Genomic DNA, 11,543 nt, shown 5'->3' with positions numbered 1-11,543 from the left:
TGACCCCTACGGGACTCGAACCCGTGTTTCAGCCGTGAAAGGGCCGCGTCCTAGACCGCTAGACGAAGGGGCCACATCGGTGGCGTGGCGGCGCACTTAGGCGGGGTGGCGCGGGGCGTCAACCCTCCAATGCGCCGCTGCCTGCCCAAGCGCGCATCAATCGGCCCAGGCGGCATCCTCGAGGTGCAATTCCGCCTGCGGCCGACTTCCCCAGTCGTCGATCTTCGCGCGGCCGGCGAGCCATAGCTTGCGCCCCCGCGAGCCGTGCAGCAGCGCCTGTCCCATCTCGCTGTCGGCGGCGCGAAAGGCGATGCCCTTGAAGCTGCGGCCATCGTCACCGGAAGCGATGATCCGCACATGGTCGGCCCCCACAATATCGCATTTGATCAGCCGCACCGGCCCTACGGCGACGCGCGGTCCGGGCCAGCCGACGCCGTAAGGACCACCCTCATCGAGCGAGGCGATCAGATCGGGCACCAATCCGCCGGGAGCGACAGCAATGTCGAGCAGCATTTCCCGACTGGCGGATGCCCGCGAAACCTGTGCCTCGAGTGTCGTGTCGAGCCATTCCGAGAGGTCTTCGAGGCGGGCTGCATCCACCGTCAGGCCGGCCGCCATGGCATGGCCACCGCCCGCCACCAGCAGGCCCTCATCCTTTGCCATGATGATGGCAGCACCAAGGTCGACGCCGGCGATCGAACGGCCCGAACCCTTGCCCTGGCCTGTTTCCGCGTCGAGCGCGATGACGAGCGAGGGCTTGCCGGTTTTCTCCTTTATACGCCCGGCGACGATGCCAATGACGCCCGGGTGCCATCCTTCGCCGGCGAGCAGGTGAACGGCGCGATTGTGCTGGCCGGCTAGCTGTTGCTCGGCCTCTTCCTGCACGGTCGCCTCGATAGCCCGACGTTCGTCATTGAGCGCCGAAAGCTGGGCCGCGATGTTCCGCGCCTCGTCCGGATCTCGCGTCGTGAGCAAACGCACGCCAAGGGTCGATTCGCCGACCCGTCCGCCGGCATTGATGCGCGGGCCGAGTGCAAATCCGAGGTCGGAGCAGGCGGGGGCACGCTTCAGCCGGCTCGCGTCGATCAGCGCCGCCATGCCGATATTCTCGCGCTTCGCCATGACCTTCAAGCCTTGCGATACGAACGCGCGATTGAGACCGTGCAGCGCGGCGACATCTGCCACCGTGCCCAGCGCCACGAGGTCCAGCAATGCCAGCACATTGGGCTCGGGCCGATCGGCGAAGTAGTCCCGCTCGCGCAAAGTGCGGACGAGCGCGACGCCCAGCAGGAATGCGACACCAACTGCTGCCAAGTGCCCGTGGCTCGCAGCATCGTCGGTTTCGTCCAGCCGGTTGGGGTTCACTAGAGCGACCGTCTTTGGCAGCTCGGCAGCACATTTGTGGTGATCGACGACGATGACGTCCACGCCCGCGTCATGCGCCATGGCGAGCGCGTCATGCGCCATCGCGCCGCAATCGACCGTGACGACCAGGCTGCTGCCACTTTCGCCCAGTTTCACCAGAGCCTCGCCCGAAGGACCATATCCTTCCAGCAGCCGGTCGGGGATGTAATAGTCGGCCTCGATGCCGAGCTCGCGCAGCAGCAGGATCAGCAGTGCGGAACTGGTTGCGCCATCGACATCGTAATCGCCGTAGATGGTGATCCGCTCATGCGCGAGGACGGCTTGAGCAAGGCGGTCCGCAGCTGTTTCCATGTCCTGGAAGATCGAGGGGTCCGGCAGGAAATTGCGCAGCGTCGGCTGACGATGCCGATCGATATCCTCAGGCGCCACGCCGCGCGCGATCATCAGCTGGTCGACGATGTCGCGTCCGGACCCAGCGCCTGAGCCCAGCTCCATATTGCCGCCTCGCCAGCGCCACGCGCGCCCGGTGAGGGATTGCGAGACGCCGAATACGTGTGAGAGAGCCTGCGATGCCATGCGATGGTTTTAGAACAGCAGGCCCGGTCAGGGAACGGTGGATTGTTGACAATCGACAGCCGCCAGCGAAGGAGCGGGGCATGCCGTCGCCCCAGCTCCTTATCATATGGCATAGCCGTACGGGCACGACCGAGGCCCTTGCTGCCGCTGCCGCTGAGGGAGCAGGCTATGTCGGTCTGCTGAAGCCCGCCTGCGATGTCGGACCACAGGAATTGCTGGATGCATCGGGCTATCTCTTCGCCTGCCCGGAAAATCTCGCGACGATGAGCGGGCAGATGAAAGAGATGTTCGACCGCTGCTACTATCCGGTACTCGGAAAGATCGAGGGGCGGCCCTATGCGAGCATCATCGCTGCCGGCAGCGATGGCGAAGGCGCGCAGCGGCAGCTCGACCGTATCGCCAAGGGTTGGCGGCTGAAGCGGGTTGCCGATCCCTTCATCGTCGTTACCGAAGCCCAGTCGCAGGCGGAAATCGAGGCCCACAAGGAAGTCGAAAAGAGTGACCTTAAAGATGCAAAGGTGCTTGGCGAGGCTCTCGCCCAAGGTCTCGAGCTTGGGATTTTTTAAGTCAAAGCAACCGGATCGGACCTAATCGCACCTATTTAACTCGAAAAAGCTCGGCTACATGTCAGACTGAGGGTACGGGACTGGAGAGCGCGGTCATAGCTGGCAGGAATGGATCGATTGCGCATGCTGAAGCGCAAGAGCGGGCTGCCGGCGTTGTGCTGTTAGTTGACGCCGGATGTCGACCGAGCGGGGCGGATGTTCGCCATTTGCTCGCCAAGCTCGATCGAACCTCCATCAGTTTCGATCCCACACCTGAAGCCGACGCATCCATCGGGCAGGATGAGGAGCGGTGGCTGGAGGTTCTTAAAGATGGCCTCACTTTCGATCTCCTAGGGTTGGCGCCGGGACCGGGTGTAAAGGCGCTCGAGCCCCGGCATCGATTTGGATTTTCAGCCGCTACCGAGAACATCGCGCTCGAAGCTATCGGCCTTTTCCCTGGGCCGCATCTGGCAGAGGGTGCCCATACCCTGCCGGTCGTCCGCACCATGCTCGCCCTCGGTGCGCAACTCGCGAGCGCCATCGAAGGCGCGCGACGCATCTTCTGGACGCCTGCAGGTTGCGCGCTGGAGGCGAGCCTGTTCGAACGTCTGATCTCGGCTTGGCTCGATGGCGGTGCTTTTCCGGCTCCAGGCTTGGTTGGCTTCGAACCATCGGACGACGGAGGACTGAGATCGGACGGGCTTGCGTTCTTCACGGATCGCGAACTGGTGGTGAGTCCACAATTGTGCGTGGACCGTGTTGCAGCGTCGCGTCTGGCCTCCCGCATCATCCACGAAATCGTCGGGTTCGCGACACAGGATATGCCGCAAATGCTCCAAATTCCCGGGGGGCCTACCGTGGCACTAAGCGACGAACCGGACAGAGGTGTGATGGTAGCCGGTCCGGTCTAGCCAAGGATGCAGAGGTCGCACTCGAGACAGCTCAGGGGAGGCGTCCCCACCTACCATTCCGGGCGGTCAACCGGATAGGCACGCCGACTTACGGCCGCGCAATGCAACGGCATCATTTGCTGCCGTGCCAGTTGCTGAGCTTTCCATGCTTTGGACGGTTGTTCGACAAGCTCGGCCTTTGGCGCATCAGCTTCGACGATTTCCGTGACAATGGGCTCCCGCTGCCATCTCGCGAAGAGGCGGCGGTGCGCTTGGCCATGCCGCTCCATCGGGGTCCGCATCGCGACTATAACGAGATGGTCATCGAGAAGGTCGGCCGGATCGAGCAATCCTGGTCCCGGAGTCGTAGATGGAGCGACGATGCCCGCCACTTCGACGCGCTCAACCGGCTCGCGCGCCTGCAAGACAGGTTGCGCCTCAACTTGCTCGACCAGCGCCGCGCGCCACGTCTCAGCACCAAGGATCCCCGCAGATCGGCTCCCGATTTCGCCGATCTCGATGCCTTGGCCGAGGATCTCTGGCGCGAAGCCTAGGCCGTCCCTTCGGCAAGCGCGCTCTTTGCAGCATCGTACTCGCGTTCCAGCCGCGCAACCGTGTCTTCCACCGGTGCGCTTTCCCTGACCGTACCGATGCCCTGGCCCGACCCCCAGATGTCCTTCCACGCCTTGGCCTTGGTATTGCCCCCGCTGCCGAAGTTCATCTTGCTGGGGTCGCTTTCCGGCAAATTGTCCGGATCGAGGCCTGAGGCTTCGATGCTCGAACGCAGGTAGTTGCCGTGCACGCCGGTGAACAGGTTGGTATAGACGATCCCGCTCGCATCGCCCTCGACGATGCCTTTCTTGTAAGTCTCGTCCGCATTGGCTTCGGTCGCGGCGATCCAGGGCGAGCCGATATAGGCGAAGTCCGCGCCCAGCGCCTGCGCGGCCAGGATCGAGCGGCCGTGGGCAATCGAGCCCGACAGGGCGACGAGCCCGTCGAACCAGCTGCGGATTTCCTGCATCAGCGCGAACGGGCTAAGCGTACCGGCATGGCCACCTGCCCCGGCAGCAACCGGTATGAGGCCGCTCGCGCCCTTTTCGATCGCCTTTCTCGCAAAGCGATCGTTGATGACATCGTGCATCGTGATGCCACCCCATTTGTCGACCGCCTGGAAGACCTCTTCGCGCGCGCCGAGCGAGGTGATGACCATCGGCACCTGCCATTTGGCGCAGGTCTGCATGTCGGCATCGAGCCGGTCGTTCGACTTGTGGACGATCTGATTGACGGCGTAAGGCGCAGCCGGGCGGTCCGGATTGTCGCGATTGTGCGCGGCCAGTTCCTCGGTGATCTGGTGCAGCCATTCGTCGACCTGGCTCTGCGGCCGCGCGTTCAGCGCCGGGAATGCGCCGACGATGCCCGCCTTGCACTGCGCAATGACCAGTTCCGGGCCCGAGACGATAAACAGCGGCGAGCCGATGACGGGGATGCGGAGCTTGTCGAACGGGGCGGGCAGGGGCATGCGGCAGGTCCTCTCAGGTCAGTTGCAGGTTGCGACCTATGGCGGGTGGATGGGCTTGTCGAGATTGACGTTACGGAAGGGTCAGGCGGCGGGCAGCACTTGCTCGATGCCGTAGATCCGCGCGGCGGTGCCCGCGAACAGCGCTTGCTTCTCATCCGCGCTGTGGCCCTGTGCTAACCACTTGAAGGCGTTCCATAGGATCGGATAGCTCGCGCCCCAGCGGTCGACGGGATAGTTGCTTTCGAACATGCCGCGGTCCGGCCCGAAAGCCTCGATGCAAGTCTCGATATAGGGTCGCCAGAGGGCGGCCAGATGCTCCGACCCGTACCCTTTGGCCGGGCCGTCTTCTGGCAGACCGCAGAATGCCATCGCGAGGCCGCCTAGTTTGACCGCGACATTCGGGCATTCGGCCAGCGCATGGATGGACTTGCGCCAGATGTCGAAGCGCTCGTGCAGCTTGCCGCGATAACTCGCGATGTTGAGCGGCGTGCCGCAGTGGTCGAGCACGATCTGCTGGTCGGGAAACGCCTTCGCCAGTTCCAGCACATCGGCCAGCTGCGGCTCCAGCAGCCAGGCATCGAAGGTCAGGCCGTAGTCGGCATAGGCTGCGAAGCCGGCGCGGAAAGCGTCCGAACCGTAGAGCCCTTCCGGCGCATGGAAGGGCGGGCCGAGCACATCGGGATCGGCATCCCAGGCAGCCGCATGGCGGATCCCCCGAAACCGCCCGTTGCCCGCTGCGATCAGCGCCTCGATTACCGGCTTCACCGCATCGCCCCGGGTCAGATCCGCATGGCCGACAATTGCCGCACAGGGGCGGTATTCGCCATAGAGCCCGCTCGCCCCCTGCGCCGCAACGCCATTGACGAACTCGACCTCGCCCACCGGCTTCATGTCCTCGTCACGATTCGCATCGTAGAAGGCGCCGCATTCCATGAACACCGTGCCGACGACGTTGTGGCCCGAGTGCGTGTCCGCGAATAGCTCGTCGAAAGTGTAGTAGTCCGCGCCCGCAATCGCCTCGATGAAGTCGTGCCGCGGTTCGGGAAATGACGGCACCAACGGTCGCAAATCCCAGAGGTGATGGTGCGGGTCGATGATCGGCAGATCGGGTTCGAGGATTTCTTCGGTCGCGGTCATAACAGGCTCTCTCCTCTACGCGCCGGCGCTGTAGGACCCATGTTGGAAGGCCCCCCGTGCCAGTCCCGTCACATGGACCACATGGACCACTGTCCTGGCAAGAAAAAGCAGGGGTGCAAGCGCTGCGGGCTGGAAAAGGCGTAGACGGAGCGAATGCTAGCGATCTGCATGGCTCCGCTCTAGGTCATGCTGGTCGAGTAGGAAACTTGCACGTCAAAGTAGCGGTCATCACTTCCCTTGCGGGCACGCCGATCTATCGAAGGCTTACCTCGTTGCGGATATGCTCGAGTATGGAGGGATAAAGCGGGCTTTCGAATTTCAGGCCGACCATGTCGTCGGTTCGCCATCTGATCACCGCTCCGAGCGGGCCGATCGAGCCGATCTTGATAGTGACGCGCGAACCGGGCCTCGCAAGACTTCGATCCTCAACCCGGCACCCGTGGGCGGACAGATCGAAGATCGTCGCCTCGCGGCTGCCGCCCTGGCCATAGACCCGGCCCACGATCGTCACCCCGTGTCTGGCCTCTATGCGCTCCGCCTGCTTGCGGGTTTCCGCCGGCGGAAGGGAAGGGCGATCATCGATTTGCGGCGCAGTTGCCGTCGCTGCCTCGGGTCGTTCCGGGGTTTCGGGATGCAGCTCGTCGTAAAGGTTTGCCGCCGCCGCCCAGAAGGCTTCCTCGTTGCCGAGATTGATTGCACCTCTCCCATCGGGCCAAAGGGCCCAGATGTCGCCATCCTTCGCGGATAGCGTTGGAGTGTTAGTGCCGGTCATCAGTATGCGTACCCGAGCGGGCTCTTCGGCCCGTCGAGAATGTTAATAGCCGGAAAACCTTACTGTTTCATTTCGATTATGCTGGGAAAATCGGGCTCATCCGACAGCCGAATTCGCTGCGCTCAATACGGCCCTGACGCTCGCGGTCGCGACATCTTCGTCGATACCGCAACCCCAGATGGTGCGACCGTCCGCGTCGCGGCATTCGAGGTAGGCGGCGGCGCGGCTGTCGCGACCGGTCGTGAGGGCGTGTTCGGTGTAGTCGACCACTTCCAGCGACAGGCCGAAGGCGTCCTCGATGGTCGAAAGCACGCTGGAGATCAGGCCGTTGCCGCGGCCCGAGACCGACTGCTCGGTGCCCTCGACGGCGATGGTGCCGCTGAAAAGGCGCGTGCCGTCCGTCGCACGGCGCTCTTCGTAATCGACCAGCTGGAAGTGCTTGTCCTCGGTCTGCACGTGATAGGCCTGTTGGAAAGCGCGCCAGATGTCGGGAGCGTTGAGCTCGCGGCCCAGTTCGTCGGCCATGCGCTGGACATGCGGGCTGAAGTCGGCCTGCATTTTCTTGGGCAGCTTGAGACCCTGGTCCTGCTCAAGCACCCAGGTGAAGCCGCCCTTTCCAGACTGCGAATTGACGCGGATCACAGCTTCGTAGCTTCGGCCGAGATCGGCGGGATCGATGGGCAGGTAAGGCACGCGCCATTGCGGCGAGTTCTGGCTCTCGTGCGCCGCGAAGCCCTTCTTGATGGCATCCTGATGGCTGCCGGAGAAGGCAGTGTAGACGAGCTCGCCGCCATAGGGGTGGCGCTGGTGGACGGGCAGTTCGTTGCAATATTCGACCGTCTCGATCACGCGGTCGATGTCGGAAAAGTCGATCTGTGGATCAATGCCTTGCGTGTACATGTTGAGCGCCATGGTCACGAGGCAGCAATTGCCGGTGCGCTCGCCATTGCCGAACAGGCAGCCTTCCACCCGGTCCGCGCCCGCCATCAGCGCCAGCTCCGCCGCCGCGACGCCGGTGCCGCGATCGTTATGCGTGTGCAGGCTGATCACCGCGCTGTCGCGGTTCGGCAAATTGCGGATGAAATATTCGACCTGGTCGGCGTAGATGTTCGGCGTCGCCGCCTCGACCGTGGCGGGCAGGTTGAGGATGATCGGATGCTCGGGCGTGGGGGCGAGAACTTTCATCACGGCCTCGCAAACCTCCAGACTGAAATCGAGCTCGGCGGTGGAGAAGGTTTCGGGCGAGTACTGGAAATGCCAGTCTGTGTTAGGCTGCTTGCCGGCTTCGTCGCGCATCACCTTCGCGCCCTTCACGGCGATGTCGCGCACCTGGTCCTTTCTCATCCCGAACACGACCTCGCGCCACGCCGGGCTGACGGCGTTGTAGAGATGGACGATGGCCTGCTTCGCTCCGGTGAGGCTGGCGAAGCTGGTGCGTATCAGGTCTTCGCGGCTTTGCGTCAGTACCTGCACGATCACGTCGTCGGGCACGCGGCCCGATTGCACGAGGCCGGAGATGAAGTCGAACTCGGTCGCGCCCGCGCTGGGAAAGCCGACCTCGATCTCCTTCACACCGATCTCGACCAGCAGGTCGAAGAAGCGGTTTTTCTTGTGGGCGTCCATCGGGTCGACAATCGCTTGGTTGCCGTCGCGCAGATCGGTGCTGAGCCAGCGAGGCGGGGCGGTGATCCTTCGGCTCGGCCACTGGCGATCGGTCAGCGGAACCTGCGGAAAAGCGGCATATTTGGCGCTCGGGTCTGAGAGCATGGGCATCGGGAAAGTCTCGGATTGTGCGAAGCGGGAAGTGGTCGGTCGGTCCCTTGGGCGCTCAGCGCACCCGGTCCGGCACGCCAGCTATCACGCCCAAGGGCGCGTAAGTCGCAGAAGAAGGCCGAGTGCAGTTTGCATGCACCAAACTATGCTGGGGTGGAACGGGGTTGTAAAGCAAAACAGTCTTGGGCATCCCATGAAATTATATTTCACGGTTGGGAGAGTTCGAGCATGGCCGAGGGGCATTCGCTATATGAGACGATGGGACTGGTGCGGATCGTTTCGACCGATCCGGAGGGCCGCGCCAGCCTCGAGTACATGGCGAAAGCGGAGCAGTGCCATTCGGGCGGCGTGGTGCAAGGCGGCTTCATCAGCGGATGGATCGATGCGGCCATGGCGCATGCGGCGATGGCGAAGAACGGCAGCGGAATCGTGCCGATGACGCTGGAGCTCAAGGTCAGCTATTTCGCCCCGACGCGGCCCGGGCTGGTAATGGCGGAGGCCTGGGTCGAGCGGCACGGTCGGCAGACCAGTTTCTACGAAGGTCACCTGCTCGACGGCAAAGGCACCGTGCTGGCCAAGGCGACCAGCACCATCCTGCTCGCCGATATCGAACGCGTGATGGCGGCATCGAAGAAAGCTCGGGAGAGCGAGGGATGAGCGCGATCAAACCCTTCGTCCTCGATATCGCCGAAGACACGCTGGTTGATCTGGCGGATCGGCTGGATCGGGCCCGCTGGCCGGAGGAGGAGACGGTCGAGGACTGGTCCCAAGGCACGAAGCTGGCGGCACTCAGGGAGCTCGTTGCGTACTGGCGGATCGAATATGATTGGCGGCGCTGTGAGGCGCGGCTCAATGACATCGGGCAGTTCACGACCGAGATCGACGGGCTGTCGATCCACTTTCTTCATCGCCGCAGTTCGCGCGAGGATGCGATCCCGCTCGTCATCACGCATGGCTGGCCGGGATCGGTGGTCGAAGTCCTCGGTGTGATCGACGAGCTGGCGGAGCCTGCGGATCCCGACCAACCGGCCTTTCACGTCGTCGCGCCGTCGCTGCCGGGCTACGGTTTCTCCGGCAAACCCACGGCTACGGGGTGGGGCGTCGAAAGAATCGCGCGCGCCTGGGCCGAGCTGATGCAGAGGCTAGGCTACACCGGATGGGTCGCGCAAGGCGGGGACTGGGGCGCAGCGGTGACGACCGCGATCGGCCAGCTGGCGCCGGAAGGGTGCCGGGCCATCCATCTCAACATGCCGATCGGGCGGCCTGGCCCGGAGGACATGCAGAGCACCGATCCCAAGGTGCAGCGCGCGCTGCTCAAGCTGGGCTTCTACCGCGATTGGGACTCGGGCTATTCCAAGCAGCAGAGCACGCGCCCGCAGACGATCGGCTACTCGCTGGTCGATTCGCCCGTCGGGCTGGCGGCCTGGATCCTCGAGAAGGTGTTCTACTGGACCGACAATGGCGGCTCGCCGTGGGATGCGCTGTCGATGGATCAAGTGCTCGACGACATCATGCTCTACTGGTTGCCCGCAACCGGCGCATCGGCGGCGCGGTTATATTGGGAGAGCTTCGGGTCGTTCGGCGAGGGGACAGTCGCGATTCCGGCAGGTGCGAGCGCCTTCCCGGAGGAAATCCTCCCCGCCCCGCGCGAATGGGTGGAGCGTAGCCTGACCAATCTCGTCTATTGGAACGAACTCGAGATGGGTGGCCATTTTGCGGCGTGGGAGCAGCCGGAGCTGTTCGTCGGCGAATTGCGGAACTGTTTCGGCCAGATGCTCTAGCGCCAGCGCAACCGGTCCGTGGTCAATTGGTCCACTGATGTCACGCCCATCAACCGCATGCCGCGCTCGATCTCTTCCTTGAGTATCAGCAGCGCACGTTCGACGCCCTCCTGTCCGGCAGCTGCCAGAGCATAGAGATAAAGCCGCCCACCGCTCGCCGCCGTGGCTCCGGCGGCCACACTCTTCAGCGCATGCGTCCCGCGCCGGACGCCGCCGTCTAGGATGATCTCGATCTCGCCGCCGACAGCATCGACGATCTCCCGGAGCTGGTCGAACGGGGCGCGGCTGCCGTCGAGTTGGCGCCCACCGTGATTGGATATCCAGATCGCATCTGCGCCGATCTCCACCGCGCGGCGGGCATCGGCGGCGCTCATCACGCCCTTGAGCGCGAAGGTCCCGCCCCAGTCCTGCCGGATCCGCGCGGCAGTGTCCCAGTCCATGCCGGTGTCGAGCATGGTGTTGAAATAGTCCTGGATGCTGACGGCCTTGCCGCTGCCCTCCTGCACATGCCCATCGAGATTGGGCAGGCGGAACTTCGGTCCGAAAACGTAGTCCAGCGTCCAGCGCGGGCGGGTGGCGTAGCTCCACAGCGAGCTTGCGGAAAAGCGCGGAGGTGTGGTGAAGCCCGAGCGCAGGCACCGCTCGCGTTTGCCGGAGACGATCGTGTCGACCGTCAGCGCCAGCGCATCGAAGCCTCCCTGCTGGCAGCGTTCGATCATGCTGGCATTCAGGCCCTTGTCCTTGTGGACGTAGAGCTGGAACAGCTTCGGGCCTTCAGTGAGCCCGGCGATCTCCTCGATCGAATGTGTGGCCAGGCTGGAAATGCCGAACCACACGCCGAACTTGTCCGCCGCCTTTGCCACCGCCCGCTCGCCATCGCGGTGGAAGGCGCGCTGCAGCGCTGTCGGGCTGAGCATAAGCGGCAGGGCGCTTTTGCGGCCCATGATGGTGCAACTGGTGTCGATCGCGCCCACGCCCGCCAACACGTCGGGCACCAAATCGACATCGTCGAAGGCGCTGGTGTTGCGCGCCTTGGTCAACTCGTCGTCGGCAGCCCCGTCGATGTAATCGAAAACCGGCCAGGGCAGCCGCGCCCTGGCCAGTTTCCGGAAATCGTCGATGTTGTGGCAGTCGGACAAGCGCATCGAATGGCTCGTGGCGGCTCGCGATGCGCTTGTCGAGAGG

The 11,543-nt window shown here is 63.9% G+C and carries 11 protein-coding genes and 1 tRNA gene; 5 read left to right on the top strand and 7 right to left on the bottom strand.

The annotated features are described in order from the left end of the window. Both P8R33_RS09840 and recJ read right to left on the bottom strand, forming a co-directional pair. Positions 1-73, bottom strand: a tRNA-Glu gene (locus P8R33_RS09840). An 83-nt stretch (positions 74-156) separates the two neighbouring features. Beyond that, positions 157-1,941 carry a single-stranded-DNA-specific exonuclease RecJ gene (gene recJ, locus P8R33_RS09835; protein ID WP_278328796.1) on the bottom strand — a complete coding sequence of 595 codons (1,785 nt, stop codon included), beginning with the start codon at positions 1,939-1,941 and terminating at the stop codon, positions 157-159. Between the two features lie 80 nt (positions 1,942-2,021). Here recJ and P8R33_RS09830 point away from each other — a divergent pair, with 80 nt between their 5' ends. The 3 genes from P8R33_RS09830 (at position 2,022) to P8R33_RS09820 (ending at position 3,930) form a co-directional block, all read left to right on the top strand. Continuing rightward, a complete protein-coding gene (locus tag P8R33_RS09830; RefSeq protein ID WP_278328795.1) occupies positions 2,022-2,507 on the top strand; it encodes a flavodoxin family protein in 486 nt (161 codons plus the stop codon). A 206-nt stretch (positions 2,508-2,713) separates the two neighbouring features. Continuing rightward, on the top strand, positions 2,714-3,397 hold the full coding sequence (locus P8R33_RS09825; protein ID WP_278328794.1) for a hypothetical protein: 684 nt from the start codon (positions 2,714-2,716) through the stop codon (positions 3,395-3,397). A gap of 74 nt (positions 3,398-3,471) precedes the next feature. Continuing rightward, entirely contained in the window at positions 3,472-3,930 is a 459-nt protein-coding gene (locus tag P8R33_RS09820; protein ID WP_278328838.1) for an AHH domain-containing protein, read from the top strand. Here the strand turns inward: P8R33_RS09820 and P8R33_RS09815 are convergent. From P8R33_RS09815 to leuA, 4 genes are all read right to left on the bottom strand, one after another. Then, positions 3,927-4,895: an NAD(P)H-dependent flavin oxidoreductase gene (locus P8R33_RS09815; RefSeq protein ID WP_278328793.1), complete on the bottom strand. Its 969-nt coding sequence runs from the start codon at positions 4,893-4,895 to the stop codon at positions 3,927-3,929. The genes P8R33_RS09820 and P8R33_RS09815 overlap by 4 nt on opposite strands. An 81-nt stretch (positions 4,896-4,976) precedes the next feature. Beyond that, a complete protein-coding gene (locus tag P8R33_RS09810) occupies positions 4,977-6,032 on the bottom strand; it encodes an amidohydrolase family protein (RefSeq protein ID WP_278328792.1) in 1,056 nt (351 codons plus the stop codon). A 253-nt stretch (positions 6,033-6,285) separates the two neighbouring features. Next, positions 6,286-6,804 (bottom strand): PilZ domain-containing protein, encoded by a 519-nt coding sequence (locus tag P8R33_RS09805; RefSeq protein ID WP_278328791.1) that lies wholly within the window; start codon positions 6,802-6,804, stop codon positions 6,286-6,288. 96 nt (positions 6,805-6,900) lie between these two features. Continuing rightward, a complete protein-coding gene (gene leuA, locus P8R33_RS09800; protein ID WP_278328790.1) occupies positions 6,901-8,577 on the bottom strand; it encodes a 2-isopropylmalate synthase in 1,677 nt (558 codons plus the stop codon). Between the two features lie 228 nt (positions 8,578-8,805). Here leuA and P8R33_RS09795 point away from each other — a divergent pair, with 228 nt between their 5' ends. After that, positions 8,806-9,234 carry a PaaI family thioesterase gene (locus tag P8R33_RS09795; RefSeq protein ID WP_278328789.1) on the top strand — a complete coding sequence of 143 codons (429 nt, stop codon included), beginning with the start codon at positions 8,806-8,808 and terminating at the stop codon, positions 9,232-9,234. Further along, positions 9,231-10,358, top strand: a complete 1,128-nt coding sequence (locus P8R33_RS09790; protein WP_278328788.1) for an epoxide hydrolase family protein — start codon at positions 9,231-9,233, stop codon at positions 10,356-10,358. The genes P8R33_RS09795 and P8R33_RS09790 overlap by 4 nt, the downstream gene beginning before the upstream one ends. Here the strand turns inward: P8R33_RS09790 and P8R33_RS09785 are convergent. Next, on the bottom strand, positions 10,355-11,503 hold the full coding sequence (locus tag P8R33_RS09785) for an alpha-hydroxy acid oxidase (protein WP_278328787.1): 1,149 nt from the start codon (positions 11,501-11,503) through the stop codon (positions 10,355-10,357). The genes P8R33_RS09790 and P8R33_RS09785 overlap by 4 nt on opposite strands. Positions 11,504-11,543 lie beyond the last annotated feature (40 nt).

Origin of the sequence: Qipengyuania flavescens (genome assembly GCF_029688735.1) — a bacterium.
Taxonomy (GTDB): domain Bacteria; phylum Pseudomonadota; class Alphaproteobacteria; order Sphingomonadales; family Sphingomonadaceae; genus Qipengyuania.
The sequence above is the reverse complement of the archived record's forward strand: the minus strand, read 5'-3'. Positions and strand labels throughout refer to the sequence as shown.

Excerpts from the sequence above, each read along its gene's own strand:
- recJ (WP_278328796.1), bottom strand. The coding sequence starts at position 1,941 with ATGGCATCGCAGGCTCTCTCACACGTATTCGGCGTCTCGCAATCCCTC.
- P8R33_RS09830 (WP_278328795.1), top strand. The coding sequence starts at position 2,022 with ATGCCGTCGCCCCAGCTCCTTATCATATGGCATAGCCGTACGGGCACG.
- P8R33_RS09815 (WP_278328793.1), bottom strand. The coding sequence starts at position 4,895 with ATGCCCCTGCCCGCCCCGTTCGACAAGCTCCGCATCCCCGTCATCGGC.
- P8R33_RS09810 (WP_278328792.1), bottom strand. The coding sequence starts at position 6,032 with ATGACCGCGACCGAAGAAATCCTCGAACCCGATCTGCCGATCATCGAC.
- P8R33_RS09805 (WP_278328791.1), bottom strand. The coding sequence starts at position 6,804 with ATGACCGGCACTAACACTCCAACGCTATCCGCGAAGGATGGCGACATC.
- leuA (WP_278328790.1), bottom strand. The coding sequence starts at position 8,577 with ATGCCCATGCTCTCAGACCCGAGCGCCAAATATGCCGCTTTTCCGCAG.
- P8R33_RS09795 (WP_278328789.1), top strand. The coding sequence starts at position 8,806 with ATGGCCGAGGGGCATTCGCTATATGAGACGATGGGACTGGTGCGGATC.
- P8R33_RS09790 (WP_278328788.1), top strand. The coding sequence starts at position 9,231 with ATGAGCGCGATCAAACCCTTCGTCCTCGATATCGCCGAAGACACGCTG.
- P8R33_RS09785 (WP_278328787.1), bottom strand. The coding sequence starts at position 11,503 with ATGCGCTTGTCCGACTGCCACAACATCGACGATTTCCGGAAACTGGCC.